Raw genomic sequence first — 20,774 nt, forward strand, 5'->3', positions numbered from 1 at the left:
CAAGCGAAGCCGATGAGGTCAGACCTCTCTGGTGTAGTTGCGTAAGCAACGTAGCCAGAAGGGTCTTACCCCCAACGGCGCAGTAACTCGGGAGGCAAAGCAGTCCTAAACCTCGTCTTCGATGACGAGTTCCGGGAGGGCGACTACCAGGTCCAAGGTGCGCATCGAGACCGTGACGAGGCGCGGGACGAGGGTGGCGATTACAGGCCGCGTCGCCCACTTAGTGAAATTTAGGCATTGTAAAGCTCCGGATCACAAAAACCGGAAACACCTATAAAAGCGAATAGTCAATTAACGTCGAAAAATCGCATCATGGGTTCCAGTGCGCTGGAAAACAGCCATTCCATTTCCGGTCTTCCAGACCACCAGCCAGTCCCCCGCATTGGCCACATGACACTCGAAACTACCACGCCATCTTCCGCCAAGCGTGTGCATATTGTGGCGTCGCTTTAATTCGTCAGCAGCTTCGAGGTTGTCTTCCAGCACAAGGCTGATCACTTGACGAAGTGGTGCAGTATCAACACGTTTACGCTTTAACCGCTTCACATCTTTCTTGAAATTGCTGGTGTAGTCGGCTTTCAACATTTCGTACTAAATCCCAAGGCTGGCAAACATCTCATCCGCCGAATCAAACCGAGCCTTTCCACCATCGATAATCGCTTCAGCCTCAGCGATAGATGCCTTCGATTCCTCATTTGGTTCCGGATAGGAAAGCGTCAGCGGAATCCGCCGTTCCCGGACCATCTGTTTCCAAAAAGCGCGTGTAACGGAAGAAAGATCGAAACCAAAATCCTCCGCGATTTTCGCAGCCTCCGACTTAGTTTCCTTGTCGACCCTGACCGTCACCGAGCCATCCGTTATTGTTGACACAACGACCCCCTTTCATCCCACATTTAAATAGTAACGTCTTACGAACATATTTTCAATAGTTAGACTAGACCCTCGATTAGGACCATTTCATCAGTTTATGCCCCCGCATAGTCTAGCTTTCGGGTTCGGTGTGTAGCCGGTGGGTCAGGCCCCTTCCAGCTACATTCCCTTCGGTCATTACGCCGTCGGGTCCGACCCGGGTGGCTACGCTCCAACGCAAGAGGCTCCCGCCTGTAAGACTTTAATTAGCACCAATCTCATGTTCATTCCCGCCGGGATTCAACTCAGCAGCATTCTTGGAGGTAATGACAGGTTTTCCGATCTTCGCTTCCAAACTCTTACGCACTTCACCAGCAATCGAACCGCCCTGCCTCGCGATTGCATGGTTTTCAGAGAAAGATTCCGGTTCAACTGCAACGGAATCGATTGGATGATGCGTAACAGTTGCTCCGTGTTGGCCACGTCGGTCAGGCGTTTCTTGCCGTCGGTGGCGGTCATTTTCAACTGTACGATTTCTTCGTACAGTTGGGTCGCACCTTCCGCCTATATTTTACGCTTGAGGTCACTCCAATATCGCCGCGGATTGTCCGCCTCGGCGAGCGCCCCAACCACATCAACCACGGAAAACAGCCATTCCTCCCGCGTTTCATCCCATGCGGTTCGGATGCGCTGATTGTCAAACAGTTGAATGGAATCTTCACCCATCGCAGTCCCTTTCGACTCTTAAACAAGCCTAACAACCACCCCGGGACGAAAAATTCGCTTCGCCGCCACCCGGATAGTAGCCAACCAAGTCGCTGTGTCGCTAGGTGGCGTAGCCGGCGGGGTCAGACCTCTTTGGCATAGTGAGCAACGCGAACGGAGCCAAAAGGGTCTGACCCCACCGGCGCAGTAACTCGGGAGGCGAAGCAGCCCTAAACCTCGTCTTCGATGACGAGTTCCGGGAGGGCGGCTACCAGGTCCAAGATGCGCATCGAGACCGTGACGAGGCGCGGGACGAGGGCGGCGATATAGGCCGCGTCGCCCACTTCGCGGCAGTAATCATTGGGGTCGTTCACAATGCCGCTGGCCTTGCACGAAATTTAGACACTATCCCCGGATTGAAAGCGTGAGCCAGTTATAGCCGCACCCCAGAGCGTCTCCAAGTGTCGGGTTCATACATGAAGACGTTGGCTTCTCCAACGAGTTCCCTGTCAAGGTGCAAGTGCTTTACATTTCCATAGATAAGAAGATTCTTCGGGTGTTTTTCTTCTAGCAAATACTGAATCTCGCAACGCACCCGTGAACGACTCCAATCATCGTGGTTCATTCCATGAATGCTTAAGAAGATGGACGACTCGAGCGGCAAACCTGCAGTCGACCAATCTTCAGTGCCTGGCCCATTCCATCTTGAGCTGCCAATGACCTTGACTCCTTCATGTTGCAGCCAAGCGCCGATCTGGAAGTTCCTTCCCGCATTCGTAATTTGTTGGTAAAGTTGTAAATTCTCATGAGTGCTGAAATCACTCATGATTGCCCCGCCGTATCTTTGTATTATCGGCAGGTACTTTCTCGGCTTGTTCCATAACTGTTGAAATTTATAGTCATCCTCAAAGAAGTGAACCCACGTCTCTTTGTCAGGTTTTCTTGACGAAACCGCTTCACTGAAGGAAATGATTTGCAACGGCACGTCACAACATGGTTGAAGAAGAGGGATCCCATAGGGGCGCACAGTTGGCACGCCATCTAGCATGAAATTGTTCAGGTTGTCGCCCCTAATATCAGAAGCTGGCTTGCGGGTGAATCCTCTTTTCACGGGTAACTTGACCCAGTTCTCCTGCCTGAACTCTTTGATAGGCAGTCTGGTCAGCATATTTGCCGCAAGGGAGACTTCTTGACATAAACTAGCCATGTTCTTCCTTTCGTGAGTTAGCTTTCAGATTGGTGAACACGCGGTGCTGGCGACTCTTGGCGGGGTACCAGCGCCGCATAGTTTAATCACCGCGGGCTTCTTCTGAAACGTTTCCGTCATAAACAGTAACATTCTCAGTCAAATCAACGATTCGGGTTGGGAAATTCCAGTATCCGATTTCAAGATAATTGTTCACGTTCCATCTTCCTGGATTTATAACCTTTGTCACATCGAATCCCATGGCGTTAAATTCGATGTATCCAGGACCTTGAAACTCAGTCCCGTCAACTCCTTCGTTATCGCTTTCATAATCAGTGACCCATTTACCTTCATACTTGTCACCTTCAGAGAAAACGAAAAGATAGGTACTATTCTTGTGTTTATGAACATAGCTTGACAAAATCAGCGTGGTAGTTTTCTCTAGCTCATTGAACATCATTTTTCTTCCTTCGGGTAATTGCCATCTGGTGCTGCAGGAACAAGATGTGTCCCTGTTTTTGAATATCTAATCATTCCGAACATAGTCAATTTTTCCTCCCCAGTGTTTATATCGACCCAGTAACCAATGAACTCTCCAAAATTTACGACCTCATTGTTGTTACCTTTCCATGTTCCTTGGTCAGCATACTCGTTGATGAGTTCTTGCGCGTGCTCTATTGTGATAAACAAGAAAGAACGACCCGTCTTATCAGCTTCAGGTTGATAGTGTCGCATCTGCTTGTCGCGATTTATCTTAGTGGTAAAACCTTTACTGGTTATGTGGATTCCGGGCGGCGTGGTGTCATAGTCTTCACTGAAACCTTTTCCCATCAATTCACCTTCCTTAAGTAGCTTTCAGACTTACTAGTTAGATTCCTGCGACTCTTGGCGGGGTTCAGGAATAAGAAAACAGTACTACGATATTTCCCTTAAATCCAATCTATTTTTTGCTTTGAGATTCTCCTGAATAAAGAAAGCTTCAATAATACGGAATTCGTAGTCTTTAATCTCATATTTCCCTTTATATACGCGATTAATACGACGACACATTTCCCAAGCACAAGAAGCGGTAACCCCACAGAAGCCCATCACATCCTGGGGACTGACTGGAGAAAATAAAATTCTGGCAATAATATCGGGCATAAGGAGGTAACTGGCAAAGAAATTAGCTTCCTGTTCTTCTCGCACATAGGACTCATTACTGCAGGAGTGGTTGAGGATGATATGTCCCAACTCATGGGCAAGCGTGAATGTTAGGCGTTCCCTACTGTCGCTACCTTTGAGAAATACCATCCAGGCGTAGCCCACAGGAAGGGAAATCTTTACCGTGTAACCTCCACCGTCGCCACACGACGGTTGCAACCAGGGGGAAACCTTGTCTGGATTGTAGCGATAGACATCGACCCCCAATTTACCTGCCAGTTCCCAAGGATCTAGCGGATAGCCCAAACCGTAATCCTCGACAACATCAGCGACGACAACCTTGATTTCTTCGTACCTTTTGCTCGAAAGTTGAATCATTCAGACACCCCCATGAGAACCCGCACAATTTCGACTTTTTGTTCTTTACTCAATAACTTGCCGTTTCTAGCCACCAGGTCAACAAGAACTTCGCCAGTAGGCACCTCAGAAACCCGCACCCCACCTACAAGCCATTGCAGAGTGACACCAAGTTCTTGAGCGATCCGGTTAGCGGTTACAAGATGCGGTTCTCTCTCCCCCTTCAAATACCGACTCATTGCCGCTTCGGTAACCCCAATTTGGGCGGCAAGCTCCCTTTGACTCATACCCCTATCAGACATAATTGACCGGAGACGTTCGGAAAAAGAATTATTTGTCATGATACGAAATTATCATTTCGGTAAGTCTTTCTTTTTTGGTTGTCTCGGCGTGTCGCAAAATTCTTCCAGATTATCCTTCGTCTTCGATGGCGAGTTCCGGGAGGGCGGCTACCAGGTCCAAGATGCGCATCGAGACCGTGACGAGGCGCGGGACGAGGGCGGCGATATAGGCCGCGTCGCCTACCTCGCGGCAGTAATCATTGGGGTCGTTCACAATGCCGCTGGCCTTATCGGTCGTGATGCGGTAGCGGTCCACCATCCACTCCAGCGGGGAGCGCCCACCGACCTTGTAGTCATTCGCGAGTTCCGGAATGCCGGTAAACGTGAGCCAATCGTTGTATTTCAGCCGCGAATAGTCGTTGACTTTCTTGCCGTCCTCGCCCGGGCGTTTGGCCCAGGCAAGTTTCTCCACGTGATACTTTTGCCAGGGATCAGTCGGCGTGCCGGTGGCCCAATTGGGCTTCACGCCCGGGTAGGCCTCAAGGGTTTCATAGTTCACGTGCAGGTCGGCGAGTTCCCTCCCGGTAAGGGCATAGGCGCGGAAGTCCGCGACCTTGGGAATGCGCGGCAGCATTTTCTTGAGGTCCGCCTCGTATTTCTCGCGGTATTCGCCGTGGTGTAACAGGGCGTAAACATAGAAGAAAATCTCTTCTTTCGAAAGCTTCGGGTCTTTGTAGTGTTCCCGGTAAGCGGCGAGGGTCGCGTCAGTGATATTGTCGCGGCGCTTATAACCGCCGATGACTTTCGGCACTTGGGAGGCTATGGGCCGGTCAAAGTCGAAACGCCCGGAGAAACTTTCCGGGGTGGGTTCCGGGGACACTTCCTCGAGGTTATCAAACAGGGTCCCCTCACTGGTTTTCACCGCCAGAGGTTCCCAAGTGTAGAGGGGGAAGATTTGCGAGGTTCCGACAACGTGAAGGTCAGGAAGTTTATCGAGAATCAGGCCGGCACCTTCTTTTACGCTGTCTTGGTCAATAGCAAACGCCAGATTCGACTGCTCCGGGGTCGGGAAAATCTGGGGCAACTGATAAGGGCGGTGATTGAGTTGTTGGTCAAAGTACACCGCTTCTTTACAGAACGGTCGGTAAATCGATGTCTGTAATTCTTCCGGTTTGAAAGCAAACTTGCGCCCATTCTTGAAATGCGTTTCCAAGGAACTTGACCAGGAGACTTTGGTGGCATCAAAGTCCTGGTTACCCTCATCAACCTGTTGGTTGTAGTTTTCAATCATGCGCGACATATTGTTCGCCACTGCATCGCGCAAGAAGTTATAACACCACGCATCGCGATTTGTCTGTAAACCAGCGGAATATAACCGGAACATTGCCGGGGTATTGTCTTTGCCTTTGGTTTTCTTGTCGCCGAGAGCCTGATATTCGAGGTAGTGCGCATCGCGCTGGGCCAGCCAATCTCCAAACTCATTGGGGGTAATTTGACTGAACGTGGTGCCGGTGATGTCTTTTTCCGCGTCCAAAACATCGAGCTTTTCCTGGCGGGCGAGGTAATCATCCACCTCGGCATAGTGGATATTGGCCGCGCCTTCGTGTCCCTTGGTTTTCACCAGGACAGTAATGGCCACTCCGGTGCGCGAGCCACTGCCAAAAATCTTGCCGCCTTCTTGACGGGAACGTTCCCCTTGGGTGCGCTGATTGCCCTTCAGGTTATAAATATAGATGTCCGAGAACTCCTCCTGCCAAGTCAAACGCACCCCATCGGCGGTGTTTCCATCAATGAAACTGCTGTTGGAGACAAAGGCAATCACGCCTTCCTCGCCAATGCGGTCTGTCGCCCAACGCAAGGCCCGGAAATAAGAATCATAGAGGCTGTTCTTATTAGTGCCGGTCGACCGCGCCACATAGGTGTCCTCGATGCGCTTATCGAGACGCGGATACTTGAGGTTTTGGTTATTGTCATTCGCCGAAGATTGCCCGGCCGAATACGGCGGATTCATCACCACCACCCGTATCGGCGTTTCCTTCTGTCGCTGGGCCCGCGCGAGGTTCGCCTCAAAGATCCCGGCATCGGCGTCGATTTTGTCATCCGACTCGTGCATCTGGAACGTGTCGGTGAGGCTGATTCCTGGGAACTCCACGTAGCCCTCGGAAAAGCCCTGGGAAGCCCTGACCTCGTGGAAAACCTGCTCAATATTGATCGACGCAATGTAGTAAGACAGCAACACGATCTCGTTGGCGAAAATCTCGTTCCGGTACTTAAACTCGAGGTCATCGGGGCGAATCAAACCCGATTGCAACAAGCGAGTCACAAATGTCCCCGTGCCCAGGAACGGCTCCACGAGAGAAACGCCCCGGTCGGACAGGGTCTTGCCGAAGTGTTCCCGAAGCGCCGCGTCGGCCGAGCGCAAAATGTAATCCACTACCGGAGTCGGGGTGAACACGATCCCGAGCCGATCCGACATCCCCTTGAAAGCCTTGGTGAAGAAGCGGTCATAGAGCGTTCGCATAATCTCTTGCTTGCCGGCGATATTGTCAATCGAGCGGATTTTCCCGGTCATCGTCTCATAGAACTCCGCCAGCCCCTCGCGCTCCTTATCAAACATCGTCCACTCGCCAAGTTTCGTCAAAATCCCCTGCATGGCACGGCTTACCGGGTTCTGGGCGGTGAAATCCGAATCGGGGAACATGGCGTCGAAAAGCGGCTTGGTGATGAGGTGCTGGGCGAGCATCTCGACGGCCTGACGGGCATCAATGTTGGGATTGAGTGTCGCCTGGAGTGACTCCACGAAAGCGGCGAATTCGTCTTGGATATTCGTGGTTTCCAAGAGGCCCTCGATGAGCTCAATATAGTTCGTGGCGATTGTGGCAATGTCCTTGGACCAGTCGTCCCAGTAGAGCCGGTTGCCGACCTTCTTGACGATTTTCGAGAAAATCGCCTCTTTGAACTCCGCGGCGTTGTAAATCAACGGCAAGACACCCTGCACGCCCACGCCGGAACCATCGGGGCCACCAGCGCCACCGTCATCACCGGGCGGTTCATCCCCGCCACCGGCCGCGCCCTCCAGAAGAGGCTGCGATTTCTGGGGATGCAAATCCACCACGTCGATGAGGATGTTTTCGGGATATTCCTTGTTGAGTTCGATGGAGTTGATGGTGTTGTCGAAACGGTCATCGTGGGCGCGAATCGCGGAAAGCACCTGCCAGACGACCTGGAAACGCTCGTTCTTGTCGAGGGCTGTCTTCGGGTCCTCGCCAATCGGCACCGCCACAGGCAGGATAATATAGCCAAACTCTTTGCCCTCCGCGCGGCGCATCACGCGACCCACGGCCTGAATCACATCCACCCGCGATTTGCGCGGGTTCAAGAACAACACCGCGTCCATAGTTGGCACGTCCACGCCCTCCGAAAGACAGCGCGCGTTGGTCAAGATATGGCACACCGGGTTCCCCGGGGTCTCATCCTTCGGCGGGTCTTTCAACCAGTTCAACTCGGTGTCGCGCTTGATTGCGTTCATGGAACCGTCAACGTGGCGGCAATGCACCGTGAGGTTATCGGTGAGGTCCTCATTCGTGAGGTCACGAAGGAAAGTGTTGGCCAGTTGCGGGAAATCATTCGTGATGCGCTTGGAAGTCTTGATGTCCTTGGCGAAAGCCACCGCCCGGCGAATCGGCTCGGTGTCGTTGCCGTATGACACGTCCGTGAAGCCGTTCTTTCGCTTGGCCAGCGCGTTCCAACATCCTACGAGTTTCGCCGTATCCGTGAGGGGTAACTCCGCGAGCTGCGACATATCTTGATAAATCGGCTGGACCTGGTCTTCCGGGACGGCAAGGACCACGACCTTGTAATCCGTGAGCAGCCCTTGATCCACCGCCGCGCCAAAACCGAGGCGATGAAACACTGGCCCAAAGATGGCTTCATCGTCCATCGAGACCAAAACCACGTCTTTTTCCTTCGCCATGTTCTTGGCGCTGTCGTTATAGATTTTCGGCGTCGCCGTCATATAGAGCCGCTTGTCAGCGCGGATATAGGCGTTGTCGTGAATCCGGACGAAAGCCGACTTGTCTTCCCCCGCCAGGGTCTTGCCGGTCGTGCGGTGGGCCTCGTCACAGATAATCAAGTCAAAATCAGACAACTGGGAGCCCGCCAGCTCTTGGGCCTGGTGAACCACGTCGATCGACTGGTAGGTGGCGAAAACGACCTGGAGACCCTCGAGGGGGCGCGAGGTGAGTGAAGTGGCAAGCTTTTCCGGGTCGGTCGTTGGTGGAATCGGGAGATCCACCGCGGAATAACTTACCAGGTCGTCGGGGTTCTTCTTTTTGCGACCCACTTCTGTGTCGGAACACACACTCCACGGCGTGAACTTGAGCTGGCACTCGAGCGCCCATTCGAGCATCGTCTGGCTCATTAGGGCCAGGGATGGCACCATGAACAACACGCGGGCGTTTTCCTCTCGATCCTTGGCGAAACGCTCGGCGATTTGAAGGGAAGTGAAGGTTTTCCCGGTTCCACAGGCCATGACGAGCTTTCCCCGGTCATGGGTTTTGAAACCCTCCATCACGTCGGTGATGGCGCGAACCTGGTGGTCGCGCGGGGTCTTGCGCGGGCGAGTTTCCGGGGGCGTGTCCGAATCAACAATGAAAGTCGACCAGTCAACGTTTGAGGCCCTAAGGCGCTCCATATCGATGCGGGTCAAGGGCGGGTTCGTGTCAAGGATTTCTGCCTCGGCTTCCTCCGACCATTCCCCCTCGGTAGTATCAATGAAAAGGCGCTCCACGAAAACCCGCTTGGAGGAAGCAGCCAGGAAGGAATCGATGTTCTCCTTCTTGATTTTGGTGCCTTCGGCATAAAACTTGCATTGAATTGCAACCGCCGGAGTGTCCTTGGTGACCTCGCCGTTTTCCGGCATGGAAACGCTCGGAATCGCGACCAGGTCAATGCCATGGTCTTTCCTGTCATCCCTGCCGGGCCATTCGTTCCAGTAAAACACCTTGGCGAAACGCTCACGATAAACATTGTCGCGCTCGAGGAAAGCCTTAGTGAGCTGCTCGAGGAGGCTTCCCTTCATGCGACTCGAGTCGCTCTCGGCGCTGTATCTTGTGAGCAGTTCCTCAAGAGCGCGAGCATTCTCGGCCATGGAACGCGCGGAATCAATGGAAAAATTCGCCTCAGGCATCGGTGTTTCCCCTTCGAATCGACTGTTCCAATCCTAGCAACGCCGGTGCGGCGCGGCGGGGAACTCGCGGGTTTGGTTTGGTATTCGCTATGCCAAAAGTTATGCCTTGGCGAGTTGGGAAACACGTCCCTTGGTGATGCCGAGCATGGCCGCGATATCAGCAACCTTCACGCCTTCACCACGGAGTCGCACCACCAGCGTCGACTGAGTTTTTCGCGACTTCTCGGCCGCCACCTGTGCCGCCTCCTGGTCGCTGCGATACGCGGCAATATCGGCAGCGAAAGCACGCGGAAGAACCAGGTTTACCTCCATAGATTCCGGGTTTGGCAAGGTCTCATCCTCGGCGCACATCTTCAACACGTCCTCGGCCATCATCTTTACCTCGGCCAGATCGCGACCCTGGGTGTAAAAAGTGCGATCCCCTACCGGAACCTCAGCGGCCCACCATTTGCCCGAACGGTTCAACTTCACATCAATCATCACTCTCACTACTTTCCTTTTCCGCATCTTTCAAAATACCTCGAGCAGTCATCTCGTTGATTTCCGTATGTCTGGGGACAATCAAAGTCCTCCCGCCAATCCTCACCTTGGTGTGATTACCACCCTCGACAAGCTCAAAGGTCAGCCCCTTTTCACTCGCGATTTTACGCAGTCGTTTCAAGAGGTCATTTCTTCGCACTATTTAGTATAGAGCGACTAAACCAATCTGTAAATGGCCACTATACTGATTACACCCGGAGGAACTTGGCGATTTCGGGGGTGGGCGGATTCGCGCGGAGATCAGCGAGCTGCCCCCGCGCGAGGATTTTGCCTTTGTCCATCACCCCAACAGTGTCAGCGACGAGCTCGGCCTCGGCCTGGTCGTGGGTGACATAGAGCGCCGTCGTGCCTTCCGCGCGGAGAATGTCGCGGATGTCGGCGGCGAGTTCGTATTTCAACTGTTCATCAAGGGCTGATAAAGGCTCATCCAGGAGCAAGAGCCGCGGCGCCGGAGCGAGAGCGCGGGCCAGCGCCACGCGACCAGCCTGTCCCCCGGAGAGTGTCCCCACCTCGCGGTTCTCGAATCCTTCCAGGTGAACGAGTTCCAACATTTCCGCGACGCGGGCCTCCCGCTTAACCCGAGACGGTTTCGGGCGCAACATCTCTAGCCCATAAGCGACATTGCGGCCCACGTTCCGACCGGAGAAGAGTTCCCCGTCTTGGAAAAGCATCGCGAAGCCCCTCCGGTGGACCGGGACTCCTGAGAGATCTTCGCCGTCCCAGGTGAGGGTTCCGGTGGTGGGGCAAAGAAGCCCGCTGATGACCTGGAGCAATGTCGACTTCCCGCAACCGGAGGGACCCAGCAGGACGGTGACGGATCCCGGCTCGAGAGAGAGGTTTACTGAATCCAAAACCGGAACCGGAGCCAATGCGCGGGAGGCGGGAGGATAGGCGAAACTTACGCCTTTGATTTCGAGGCCTTTAACCATTTGTTGACTCCTTAAAGATTTGGTCGCTACGCCTTGGGGTCAGACCCTTCTGGTTACACTCGCTTCGCTCATTACACCAGAGAGGTCTGACCCGCAGGCTTCGCGCCCCAGGAAAACCGACCCGCAGGCTTCGCGCCCCAGGAAAACCGACCCGCAGGCTTCGCTGGCTCCGCTCCGACCCGTCGACTTTGCTCGAGAGTAGCCACCGGGTCGGTACCTGACGGCGTAGCGCAGCGTAGCCGGAAGTGGCCTGACCCAGGTGGCGTAGCGAGACCCCGCCAGATACACTCTCCGCGAGGAACATCGCCAGCGCGCAAAGCCCTGCCAATAACACCGAAGCCGCCGACGACGCGCCTTGAGCAACAATCTCCGGCTTCGAAGACAGCGCGAAAATCGCCACCGGCAAGGTCGGACTCAAAGGTCTCGCCAAGAAGCTTGTGGCCCCGAATTCACCTAGCGCAATCGCGAAAGCGAAACCTGCCCCGACCCCGCTGACCCGAAACAACACCGGAAACTCTAAAGTCCAGAACACCCGCAAAGGCGAGGCTCCCAAAGTCGCCGCCGCGTCGAGCATCCGCGGTCGAATCGCTCGCATTGTCGGCAAAACAGAGCGCAACACCAGTGGCAGAGCCACAATCGAAGCCACCCCGCCCAAGAAAAACGCATTGGCGCTCATCGAAAACGGTGGTGCTTGCAAAGTTATCAACATCCCGAATCCGACGGTGACGGCGCTCACTCCTTGGGGGGAAGCCATCAAGACATCTAGGAATTCTTGAGTGCGACGCCAAAGCGGGGAGTGGACTCGCCGCGATAAAACTACCGCCACCGACAAGCCCATAGCCAAAGTAATCAACGTTGAAATCAACCCGACCAAGAGCGAATACCCTGCCGCCTCCAAGGCCGTCCCGGGAAGGCTCGCCACCAATCCGGGCCGTCCCAGAGCAGCGAAGTTATCTAAGGTCCACTCGCCTCCCCGCCTCAGCGACGCCACCACGAGCCCCGCCAACGGCACCACAACAAGCAAAAATCCGAAGCCAAACAACACCAGAGCCACCCAGTCTTCGCGGCCAATCGCCCGTGGCGCCACCTCGCGAAGTTCACCGGCGGCGCGCTCGAAACGAGCCCGCGCCAGCGAGTTTATCCCGAGCGCCACCAAGACAATCAGAATCTGGATGATGGACAAAACGGCCGCCCCGGGAAGGTTCAAATAGGCCGCGGTTTCAAGATAGATTTCCACCTCGAGAGTCGTAACTTTCACTCCCCCGAGAACCCTCACCAGCCCGTAGGAGGTGATGCAATACAAAAATACCAGGGAGCCAGCAGCCAGGATGGAGGGCAACAACCGCGGTAAAGTCACCGTCAGAAATGCCCGCGCCGGCGTGGCTCCGAGAACCCGAGCCGCCCACACGACCCGCGGGTCGAGGCGAACCCAGGCATTGCCGACCACGCGCGCCACCAGGGAAAAGTTGAAAAACACCATCCCGAGAACAATCGCCGTGCGGGTGCCTTCGAGCCCCAGGAATCCCAAAGGTCCCGAGGCAGCCAGGAGATTTTGGAAAGCCACCCCCACGACCACGGAAGGCAAAACAAACGGCACCCCGAGCAAAGCCCGAAACACACGTCGCCCCGGCAACCGCAAACCGTAGAGAACCCATGCGCCCGCGACTCCAAGCACCACCGAAAACATTGTTCCGGCCAGCCCCATCGCGAGGGTCCAAAACAACACTGACCAGGTGCGTCCCCTCCCGAGAATTTCCCGCCAGGCTTCCCCGAAACTCAGCGAACCGGGCAAGACTCCCCCGCTAATCCCGAGCCAAATCAACTTCACAGTCGGAAGGAGAAAAAACAGTCCCCAGAATCCCAGCGGCACGGCCACAGCCAGCGCCAACAGAATCCTGGGGACTGTTTTCTCCGACTTCATGTTGATTTTCCTATTTCTCACCCAATAACAGCCCCTGGAGGGGGCTCCAAGTTCTGCTGGACTAGAAATTCATGGATTTTCCGGATTAATACCACCGGTGGTCTCTGTAACCCGTGCGATTTTGGCCATCGCTGCCGCTATTTCCACTGAATGCCGAAATCGCACGGGTTACAGACAAGACACCGACTATAAACACCCGGTTTTATCCCACCGCTCCTAGCCCATAATCTCGGTCCAAGAACGAACCCAATTTTCGCGGTTTTCGCTCACCTTCACCGGATCCAAAGACTGCGCCTGTCCGGAGGGAGCCCCGAATTTCGCCAAGGGCTCGGGCAGTGTCACGGAATCCAACACCGGATACATGTAGTTGTTTTCTGTGAGATCCTTCTGGGCGGTTTCCTCGGTCAAGAACTTCACCAAAGCCGCAGCCCCTTCGGGATTCTTCGCGTTGGCAAGCACCGCGGCATATTCGGTCTGGCTGTAGCAGGTCGCCGGCACATTGCCGATAGTAGACGCATCTCCCGCTTCGTTTACGGCCCAAGCCGGAGAGGATGCGTAGGAAACCATAATCGGGAAGGCTGCCGACTTGTTTTCGTTACCGCCCGCAGTGAAGTCGGCATTGAAGGCCGTGTCCCAAGAATCCACAACTTTCACGCCGTTGGCCTTTAATGACTTCCAGTATTCTTGCCAACCGGCTTCGCCCTTCGCATTCACCGTTGCGAGCATGAAAGCCAGTCCGGGAGTGGAAGTCTGGGGGGACTCGACCACGGTCAGGCCCTTGTAGGGCGCGGCTGCCAAGTCATCAAAACTCGCCGGTGGGTTCAGCCCCTTGTCCTTGAAATAGGCAATGTCATAGTTCACGCAAACTTCGCCCTGGTCCACGGGCACGAGTTGCTTCTCTTCCCCGCGGATTTTCTCCACGCTCGGCGCAAGTTTCTCGCTGAAATCGGCTAGAGCGCCGGCTTTCACGGCATCTTGAGCCGTGTTGTTATCCATTCCGAAAACCGCATCCCCGAGCGGAGCGTCCTTGGTCAAGACGACCTTGTTGGTCATCTCCACCCCGTCGCCGCTCTTGACGACATTGAGTTTATAGCCGGATTCTTTTTCGAAAGCCGCTTTGGTTTCGTCACTCAACGGGAAAGAGTCGTAGGCCACCAGCGTCACGGTGCCGTTGCTGCTCCCCTCGCTGGCGGAGGGGGACGCAGTTTTACTTGCCGGTGTGGATGAGGTACATCCGGCCAAGGCCAAAGCGGCACTCAAAACAATGCCGCCGGTAACTAACCCCGCGCCAACGTGGCGGGAGCGTCCTTTAGACAACCCCAAGTTTTCAAACATAAATCTGCTCCTTATTTCCAGAGCGGGGGAAAAGACCGCGGTTTAGATGCGTTCTCGAGATCGACTCGACTTCCTTGGCGGCATTATCCGCCCAGGTTCGAGGGTCTGCCCGCAGCGTCTCAAAGCCGCTACCGACACTCTCAGCGAATTTCGCTCCCCTGTCGTTTTCCTAGTATAACCCGCTACTGGCTGGGACGTTACTCGGAGCCCGATTTGGAGAGCAAAGTCCCCAATCGGTAAAATCTCTAACAATAATGCTGTAATTCTTTTACCTTGCAGGAGGCATAAATGTTTAGCAATTCAAGCCAAGTTATTAATTTCGTGAAAGAAAAAAACATCCGTTTCATCGATGTGCGTTTTTCCGACCTTTACGGAACGATGCAGCACATGACGATTCCGACCAATATGCTGGAAGACACTCTCGAAAACGGAATGATGTTCGATGGGTCATCCATCAAGGGCTTCACGGAAGTTCACGAGTCGGATATGAAACTCATACCCGACCCAACGGCCGCCTTTGTTGACCCGTTCCGCAAAGAGCCGACCCTGGTGCTGTACTCTTCCATCGTTGACCCCTTCACCAACGAGCCCTTCAGTCGCGACCCTCGCGGCGTGTGCCAAAAAGCCGAGGCTTATCTTAAATCCACGGGGATTGCCGATACCTGTTTCTTAGCTCCCGAACCGGAGTTTTACCTCTTTGATTCCATCCAGTATCGCGCCGATCCCCACGACACCTTCGTGAAAATCATTTCCGATGAAGCGTCTTGGACCGCCGGAGACTATGAGGAAGGGCACAACCTGGGGGATAAAATTCCTTTTCAACAAGGGTATGCTCCGGTTTCCCCGATGGATAAGAACGCCGACATCCGCGACGCCATTGTTCGGGCCCTCCAAGAAACCGGCTTCGAGATTGAGCGCGCCCACCACGAGGTTGGCTCGGCCGGTCAACAAGAAATCAACTACACCTACTCAACTTTGCTCCACGCCGCCGATAACCTCACCGTGTTTAAATACATTGTGAAGAACAAAGCTATCGAGCTCGGTAAGACCGTGACTTTCATGCCGAAGCCGCTGTGTGGCCAGGCTGGCTCGGGAATGCACTGCCATGTTTCGCTGTGGAAAGACGGGGATCCCCTGTTCTACGGCGAGTCCGGCTACGGCGGTTTGAGCGACATGGCTCGCTGGTTCATCGGCGGGGTGTTGCGTCACGCGGCCGCCATCTTGCCGTTCACGAATCCCTCCATCAACTCCTACCGGCGTTTGGTGCCCGGTTTCGAGGCGCCGGTGAACTTGGTTTATTCCGCGCGAAACCGCAGCGCCTGCCTACGGATTCCGATTACGGGGACTTCACCAAAGGCCAAACGCATCGAGTACCGTGTCCCCGACCCGTCGGCGAACCCGTATTTGGCGTTCCCCGCGATCTTGATGGCGGGCCTCGACGGGGTCAGGAACCGCATCGAACCCGCCGATCCCATCGACAAGGATCTCTACGAGCTCCCACCCGAGGAATACCGCGACATTGAAAAATTGCCGCCGTCTTTGGATTTGGCGCTCAAAGCTCTGGAAGAGGACAACGAGTTCCTCACTGAAGGAGATGTCTTCACGACAGATCTCCTCGAGACCTGGATCTCCCAGAAGCGCGCCGATGAAGTCCAGCAGCTCTTCATCCACCCGCACCCCTTCGAGTTCGAGATGTACTACAACTGCTAAAACGAGGCTCAGCCGGCGGATCAGACCTCTCCGGCATAAAACGAAGCCGGCGGGTCAGACCCAACGGCGTAATCAAATCGGTCACTTCTTGGGCTTCATCGCCCAAGGTGCCACCATCAACATCACCCCGATAATCGCAGCGAAACTCAAGGCCACGACATCATTGGCGGAGACTCCGTTGACGAAAATCCGCAGAATCACCAGTCCCAAAATCAGCAACCCCACGGCGCTAATCATATTGGCGGGAGTGAGCCCCGGGATTCCGAGGTTCAGATTCAAGGATTGTTGAAGTTTCGCGGCAAAACCCGAAGCCGCAGCGGCCTGGCTCATCACAATCGGATCCTCGCCTTGACTGGGGCCAATCCCGAGTTGACCGGCTTTCGGAGCCGGATCTTGGGGCGTCAGGGGGGTGGGGACTCCCGCCACCATGGAGGCGTCCGGTCCGGCGGTTTGGGCGCGCGGGTTGGTTCCCGCTGGTTGTGACTTCCCCTCCACAGCGGGAGCTGACTGGGCCTGTTGGGCAGCAGCTTGCTGGGCGGCTTGCACCTGCTGGCGCGCCGCCGTTTCAGGGCGAACCGCCGCGGTGGGGTCACCAAGAGGCACCGGGGTTCCAGGAGGAGCCGACTTTCCGGCGGTCGCCGCCGCGCCGGCAGCATTTTGTTGCGCCCCCTCAGCGCGCAAGGTGGCGGCACCGGCAGCCGGCTGATTAGCCCCCGCAGTCTGGTTCGCCGCCCCATCGGTCGCGGCGCTGGTAGCGGCCTGGGCATGGCTCGCAATATTGGCAGCCGTAGCCGCCGCGTTCGGGGCCGCCCCCGCGGGCTGACCCGCCGCTTGCCCTCCGGCAGTACCTGCGGCAGTTTGAGCAGCGGCGGCGCCTTGACCGGCAACAGTCGCGCCTCCAGCCTGTGCTGCAGCAAACAGCGCCCCGCCTTGCCCCGGAGGAATAATTTGGCCCTGTCCCGAAGAAGTGTTCACGGTTCCCGTCCCCGGTGCCACCGTGGATTGGGAAAAAGATTGCAGCATCCGCGCCATAGCTCCGGTGGAGCCGGCTCCTTGCTGACTTTGAGCAGCCATGCCTTGCCAAGATCCTGACGAAGACAGCGCGGTATCAAGCCGCGCAGAGGCAGCGGCAGTGTTGGGAAGAAGCTGGGTAGCGAGCATCGAACCTCCAGGGGTGGCGGGGGCAGGTTTGGCTGCCGCCCCCGCGGTGGATTGCGCCGATTGCAAACCCGCTGCCATCATTCCCGCCGCCGCCGAGTTCGGAGCGAGTGGGGTTCCACTCGCGGTAGTGGCTGCCTGGGTCTGTGCCCCCATATTTGCGGCAGCCGCATTGACATTACTCTGGGCATTTTGCACATTCTGGGTGGCCACTTGCGCCGCTTTGGCAGCCGCCGCGGCGGTGTTTAAAGACGGCAAGGAGGGTCCCACTGCTGGAATACTCATGGATCCCTCCCCCGTTTTCACTCCACAATGTGCTAGTTTGACTTGACTGTAAGGTTCACCAATAAAATCGGCAATTCTTCTACTATTATGAATGTTTATTGGCCGAATCGGATGAATTAAGGCGTGATTTCACCAAATTTCAGGTTGATTTTCCGCTCTTCAAGCATTTTTGCAATAATCATAAGAGTATTTCTCGGGAGGTTATTTTGACGCTCAACTATTATTCAACTTCACCTCAGATTCATCTTGAGGAGACTGACTCCATTCCAGCTCTGTTCTTTGCCCGAGCGAGGCGAACCCCTCATGCCGTGGTCATGATGCGTCCAAAACCCTTTGAACAAGGCTGGGAGGAGATTACGGCTTCCACCTTGGCTACCCAGATTATTGATTTGGCGCGCGGATTCATCGGTATGGGGCTCAATCCCGGGGATTGCATCGCCATCATGGCGGGGACCTCCTATGATTGGGTTCTCGTTGACTATGCGGGGCAATCAGCGGGACTGACCGTGGTGCCGATTTATGAAACCGATGCTGCCAGCCAAGTCGATTGGATCTTGGAAGATACCGGTTCTCGACTTGTGATCACCGACACCGCCACCCAGCAGCGGCTGGTGGAATCCACTGGGCGTCAGGTTGACCTGGGAGTTTTTGCAATGGAGGACGGCGCCCTGGACCAGATTCGCCTTCTCGGGGCGGGAGTATCCAAGCAGGAAGTGAAAGATCGTCTGGCAAACGTGAATCTCGATTCCCTGCTCTCAGTGGTTTACACTTCCGGAACCACTGGAAAGCCGAAGGGCGTGGAACTGACGCAACGCAATTTTTGCTATATGGCCTTGATGATTGGCGATGCACTACCCGAGGTCATCGATAATAAACGCACCAGGTTTCTGCTGCTCTTGCCACTGGCTCACGTTTTCGCCCGTTTTGCTTCTTTTACGGTTCTCTCGGGGCGGGGAATGCTGGCCTGCATCCCAAATGTGAAGAATCTGTTGAGCGATTTGCAGAACTTCAAACCCACCGCGATGACAGTGGTGCCGCGGGTGTTGGAAAAGATTTATACTGCCGCCCAGGTGAAAGCCGGCAAAGGTTTGAAACACACCGTGTTTTCTTGGGCGGTGAACCAGGCGATTCGCTATTCACAGGCCCTTGATGACCCCAAAGGCCCTGGCTGGAGACTGAAGCGCCAACACGCGTGGGCCGATCGCCTGGTGTTTTCGAAAATTCACGAGATTCTTGGCAAAGATTGTAAGTATGTCATCAGTGGTGGGGCGCCTTTGGGGGCGCGGCTCGGTCATTTCTATCGCGGGATAAGCCTCAATGTGATTGAGGGCTGGGGGTTGACTGAGACAGCCGGGCCGGTCACCGGTAACGTGCCAGAGGTGCGGATACCGTCAGTCGGACGCCCCTTGCCAGGAGTGGAGATTAAGACCGATGAAGCCGGTGAAATTTTTGTGCGCTCCGATCTCGTCATGCGCGGTTATCGGCACAATCCGACGGCCACTGCCGAGGCTCTTGATAAAGAGGGATGGTTTGCTACTGGAGATTTGGGAGAAATCGACAATGACGGTTTTCTCACCATTACTGGTCGGAAGAAGGAACTGATTGTGACGGCCTCGGGTAAGAACGTTTCTCCGGCTCCACTGGAAGACGCATTCCGTGGTCATCCTCTGGTTTCCAACGTGGTCGTCATCGGGGATAAACGTCCCTTCGTTTCGGCTCTGGTGACTCTGGATCGCGAGATGTTGCCGACTTGGTTAGCGAACCACAAGTTGCCACCGATGGACGCGGCGGCGGCAGCCGTTCACCCGGCTGTGCAGGAATCGCTGATGCGGGGAGCAGCCCGCGCTTCGGAGGCAGTTTCTCGCGCCGAGTCCATCCGCAAGGTGCGAGTGATTGTGAGTGACTTTACTGTGGACAACGGGTTGTTAACTCCGTCACTAAAGGTTCGCCGCGACCTTGTCTTGAAAAAATACGCTCGCGAAATCGATTCCATCTACGAGAAATAGCCGGCGGGTCAGGCGCAGCCGGCGGGTCAGGCGCAGCCGGCGGGTCAGGCGCAGCCGGCGGGTCAGGCGCAGCCGGCGGGTCGGTCGCAGCCGGCGGGTCAGTCGCAGCCGGCGGGTCAGTCGCAGCCGGCGGGTCAGTCGCAGCCGGCGGGTCAGTCGCAGCCGGCGGGTCAGTCGCAGCCGGCGGGTCAGGCGGAGCCGGAGCGGGTCGCACCTCTCCGGTGTAGTGACCGAAAGGAACGGAACCGGAAGGGTGCGACCCCGACGGCGTAGCCGCTTTTATCAGTTTCCCCCTGCATAGTCGTTTTCAAGCAGTTCTCCCCTGGGTTAGTGGGTTAAAACGTGTGACGCCCCAGGAGGGTTCCTGGGGCGTCACAGTAAAAGTTTTAGTGCGGCGGTTTCCTACTCTCCCACACACCGGCGTGTGCAGTACCATCGGCGCGGGCAGGCTTAGCTTCCGGGTTCGGGATGGGACCGGGCGTTTCCCTGCTGCTATGACCGCCGCCACAAAAGCGGGCCGTCAAACCATCAATATTTAGTTTGAGTTGAGCAACCCAGCCGTATACTTTGGCTGGTTGGTTTGTTTTCGTATAGCGGTAGCGAGTATCTGCGACAAGCAGGTTTCGCAATGTCTCGTTTCATTGTTGTTCCCCGTCCACGACAAGTCGCGTGGTGGGTGTTTGTTTGTGTTGTTCTCGGCCGATTAGTACCGGTAAGCTCCACACCTCACGGTGCTTCCACGCCCGGCCTATCAACCCCGTAGTCTACAGGGGGCCTCACCACAAAATGTGATGGAGTCCTGGTCTTGGAGCAGGCTTCCCGCTTAGATGCTTTCAGCGGTTATCCCTCCCGAACGTAGCAAACCAGCCATGCTCTTGGCAGAACAACTGGCACACCAGAGGTTCGTCCGTCCCGGTCCTCTCGTACTAGGGACAGGCCTCCTCAAGACTCCAACGCGCGCAGCGGATAGGGACCGAACTGTCTCACGACGTTCTGAACCCAGCTCGCGTACCGCTTTAATGGGCGAACAGCCCAACCCTTGGGACCTACTCCGGCCCCAGGATGCGACGAGCCGACATCGAGGTGCCAAACCATGCCGTCGATATGGACTCTTGGGCAAGATCAGCCTGTTATCCCCGGGGTACCTTTTATCCGTTGAGCGACCACGCTTCCTCAAGCCA

Annotated in this window: 18 protein-coding genes and 2 rRNA genes; 2 read left to right on the forward strand and 18 right to left on the reverse strand. The window is 55.5% G+C overall.

Going from position 1 to position 20,774, the window contains the following annotated elements; genetic code table 11:
- Positions 1 to 291 precede the first annotated feature (291 nt).
- The 15 genes from FYJ63_RS09080 to FYJ63_RS09150 form a co-directional block, all read right to left on the reverse strand.
- On the reverse strand, positions 292 to 585 hold the full coding sequence (locus FYJ63_RS09080; RefSeq protein WP_154545941.1) for a type II toxin-antitoxin system RelE/ParE family toxin: 294 nt from the start codon (positions 583 to 585) through the stop codon (positions 292 to 294).
- A 6-nt stretch (positions 586 to 591) separates the two neighbouring features.
- Entirely contained in the window at positions 592 to 870 is a 279-nt protein-coding gene (locus FYJ63_RS09085) for a type II toxin-antitoxin system RelB/DinJ family antitoxin (protein WP_287847629.1), read from the reverse strand.
- Between the two features lie 543 nt (positions 871 to 1,413).
- Positions 1,414 to 1,575 (reverse strand): BRO-N domain-containing protein, encoded by a 162-nt coding sequence (locus tag FYJ63_RS09090; RefSeq protein WP_154545944.1) that lies wholly within the window; start codon positions 1,573 to 1,575, stop codon positions 1,414 to 1,416.
- Between the two features lie 209 nt (positions 1,576 to 1,784).
- A complete protein-coding gene (locus FYJ63_RS09095; protein ID WP_154545946.1) occupies positions 1,785 to 1,928 on the reverse strand; it encodes a hypothetical protein in 144 nt (47 codons plus the stop codon).
- Positions 1,929 to 1,987: 59 nt separating this feature from the next.
- Positions 1,988 to 2,761: a DUF4417 domain-containing protein gene (locus FYJ63_RS09100; RefSeq protein WP_154545948.1), complete on the reverse strand. Its 774-nt coding sequence runs from the start codon at positions 2,759 to 2,761 to the stop codon at positions 1,988 to 1,990.
- 82 nt (positions 2,762 to 2,843) lie between these two features.
- Positions 2,844 to 3,200: a hypothetical protein gene (locus tag FYJ63_RS09105; protein ID WP_154545950.1), complete on the reverse strand. Its 357-nt coding sequence runs from the start codon at positions 3,198 to 3,200 to the stop codon at positions 2,844 to 2,846.
- A complete protein-coding gene (locus tag FYJ63_RS09110; protein ID WP_154545952.1) occupies positions 3,197 to 3,571 on the reverse strand; it encodes a polymorphic toxin type 50 domain-containing protein in 375 nt (124 codons plus the stop codon). Before FYJ63_RS09110 ends, FYJ63_RS09105 begins: the two co-directional genes overlap by 4 nt.
- Before the next feature lie 84 nt (positions 3,572 to 3,655).
- On the reverse strand, positions 3,656 to 4,261 hold the full coding sequence (locus FYJ63_RS11245) for an ImmA/IrrE family metallo-endopeptidase (protein ID WP_229770101.1): 606 nt from the start codon (positions 4,259 to 4,261) through the stop codon (positions 3,656 to 3,658).
- Positions 4,258 to 4,581 (reverse strand): helix-turn-helix domain-containing protein, encoded by a 324-nt coding sequence (locus FYJ63_RS09120; protein WP_154545954.1) that lies wholly within the window; start codon positions 4,579 to 4,581, stop codon positions 4,258 to 4,260. Before FYJ63_RS09120 ends, FYJ63_RS11245 begins: the two co-directional genes overlap by 4 nt.
- Before the next feature lie 70 nt (positions 4,582 to 4,651).
- On the reverse strand, positions 4,652 to 9,709 hold the full coding sequence (locus FYJ63_RS09125) for a DEAD/DEAH box helicase (RefSeq protein ID WP_154545956.1): 5,058 nt from the start codon (positions 9,707 to 9,709) through the stop codon (positions 4,652 to 4,654).
- 99 nt (positions 9,710 to 9,808) lie between these two features.
- Complete coding sequence (locus FYJ63_RS09130) at positions 9,809 to 10,198, reverse strand: hypothetical protein (protein WP_154545958.1); 390 nt, start codon at positions 10,196 to 10,198, stop codon at positions 9,809 to 9,811.
- Positions 10,182 to 10,370 (reverse strand): hypothetical protein, encoded by a 189-nt coding sequence (locus tag FYJ63_RS09135; RefSeq protein ID WP_154545990.1) that lies wholly within the window; start codon positions 10,368 to 10,370, stop codon positions 10,182 to 10,184. Before FYJ63_RS09135 ends, FYJ63_RS09130 begins: the two co-directional genes overlap by 17 nt.
- 67 nt (positions 10,371 to 10,437) lie before the next feature.
- On the reverse strand, positions 10,438 to 11,178 hold the full coding sequence (locus tag FYJ63_RS09140; protein WP_154545960.1) for an ABC transporter ATP-binding protein: 741 nt from the start codon (positions 11,176 to 11,178) through the stop codon (positions 10,438 to 10,440).
- The gene (locus tag FYJ63_RS09145; RefSeq protein ID WP_154545962.1) at positions 11,171 to 13,099 is read right to left on the reverse strand and encodes an ABC transporter permease; all 1,929 of its coding nucleotides are present in this window, start codon (positions 13,097 to 13,099) and stop codon (positions 11,171 to 11,173) included. Before FYJ63_RS09145 ends, FYJ63_RS09140 begins: the two co-directional genes overlap by 8 nt.
- Before the next feature lie 216 nt (positions 13,100 to 13,315).
- Positions 13,316 to 14,434, reverse strand: coding sequence for a thiamine ABC transporter substrate-binding protein (locus FYJ63_RS09150; protein ID WP_154545964.1), 1,119 nt, complete (start codon positions 14,432 to 14,434; stop codon positions 13,316 to 13,318).
- Positions 14,435 to 14,722: 288 nt separating this feature from the next.
- Between FYJ63_RS09150 and glnA the strand changes: the two genes are divergently transcribed.
- Positions 14,723 to 16,144 carry a type I glutamate--ammonia ligase gene (gene glnA / locus FYJ63_RS09155; RefSeq protein WP_154545966.1) on the forward strand — a complete coding sequence of 474 codons (1,422 nt, stop codon included), beginning with the start codon at positions 14,723 to 14,725 and terminating at the stop codon, positions 16,142 to 16,144.
- 81 nt (positions 16,145 to 16,225) lie between these two features.
- On the opposite strand, the gene FYJ63_RS09160 is transcribed toward glnA, so the two are convergent.
- Positions 16,226 to 17,587 carry a hypothetical protein gene (locus FYJ63_RS09160; protein WP_154545968.1) on the reverse strand — a complete coding sequence of 454 codons (1,362 nt, stop codon included), beginning with the start codon at positions 17,585 to 17,587 and terminating at the stop codon, positions 16,226 to 16,228.
- 206 nt (positions 17,588 to 17,793) lie between these two features.
- On the opposite strand from FYJ63_RS09160, the gene FYJ63_RS09165 reads away from it, so the two are divergent.
- Positions 17,794 to 19,593 carry an AMP-dependent synthetase/ligase gene (locus FYJ63_RS09165; protein WP_154545970.1) on the forward strand — a complete coding sequence of 600 codons (1,800 nt, stop codon included), beginning with the start codon at positions 17,794 to 17,796 and terminating at the stop codon, positions 19,591 to 19,593.
- A gap of 389 nt (positions 19,594 to 19,982) precedes the next feature.
- On the opposite strand, the gene rrf is transcribed toward FYJ63_RS09165, so the two are convergent.
- Positions 19,983 to 20,099: ribosomal RNA gene (gene rrf, locus FYJ63_RS09170) — 5S ribosomal RNA — on the reverse strand.
- 177 nt (positions 20,100 to 20,276) lie between these two features.
- A 23S ribosomal RNA gene (locus tag FYJ63_RS09175) occupies positions 20,277 to 20,774 on the reverse strand; the annotation flags it as partial.

Source organism: Mobiluncus porci (genome assembly GCF_009695935.1).
GTDB classification, from domain to species: Bacteria; Actinomycetota; Actinomycetes; order Actinomycetales; family Actinomycetaceae; genus Mobiluncus; species Mobiluncus porci.

Excerpts from the sequence above, each read along its gene's own strand:
- FYJ63_RS09080 (WP_154545941.1), bottom strand. The coding sequence starts at position 585 with ATGTTGAAAGCCGACTACACCAGCAATTTCAAGAAAGATGTGAAGCGG.
- FYJ63_RS09090 (WP_154545944.1), bottom strand. The coding sequence starts at position 1,575 with ATGGGTGAAGATTCCATTCAACTGTTTGACAATCAGCGCATCCGAACC.
- FYJ63_RS09100 (WP_154545948.1), bottom strand. The coding sequence starts at position 2,761 with ATGGCTAGTTTATGTCAAGAAGTCTCCCTTGCGGCAAATATGCTGACC.
- FYJ63_RS09105 (WP_154545950.1), bottom strand. The coding sequence starts at position 3,200 with ATGATGTTCAATGAGCTAGAGAAAACTACCACGCTGATTTTGTCAAGC.
- FYJ63_RS09110 (WP_154545952.1), bottom strand. The coding sequence starts at position 3,571 with ATGGGAAAAGGTTTCAGTGAAGACTATGACACCACGCCGCCCGGAATC.
- FYJ63_RS11245 (WP_229770101.1), bottom strand. The coding sequence starts at position 4,261 with ATGATTCAACTTTCGAGCAAAAGGTACGAAGAAATCAAGGTTGTCGTC.
- FYJ63_RS09120 (WP_154545954.1), bottom strand. The coding sequence starts at position 4,581 with ATGACAAATAATTCTTTTTCCGAACGTCTCCGGTCAATTATGTCTGAT.
- FYJ63_RS09125 (WP_154545956.1), bottom strand. The coding sequence starts at position 9,709 with ATGCCTGAGGCGAATTTTTCCATTGATTCCGCGCGTTCCATGGCCGAG.
- FYJ63_RS09140 (WP_154545960.1), bottom strand. The coding sequence starts at position 11,178 with ATGGTTAAAGGCCTCGAAATCAAAGGCGTAAGTTTCGCCTATCCTCCC.
- FYJ63_RS09145 (WP_154545962.1), bottom strand. The coding sequence starts at position 13,099 with ATGAAGTCGGAGAAAACAGTCCCCAGGATTCTGTTGGCGCTGGCTGTG.
- FYJ63_RS09150 (WP_154545964.1), bottom strand. The coding sequence starts at position 14,434 with ATGTTTGAAAACTTGGGGTTGTCTAAAGGACGCTCCCGCCACGTTGGC.
- glnA (WP_154545966.1), top strand. The coding sequence starts at position 14,723 with ATGTTTAGCAATTCAAGCCAAGTTATTAATTTCGTGAAAGAAAAAAAC.
- FYJ63_RS09160 (WP_154545968.1), bottom strand. The coding sequence starts at position 17,587 with ATGAGTATTCCAGCAGTGGGACCCTCCTTGCCGTCTTTAAACACCGCC.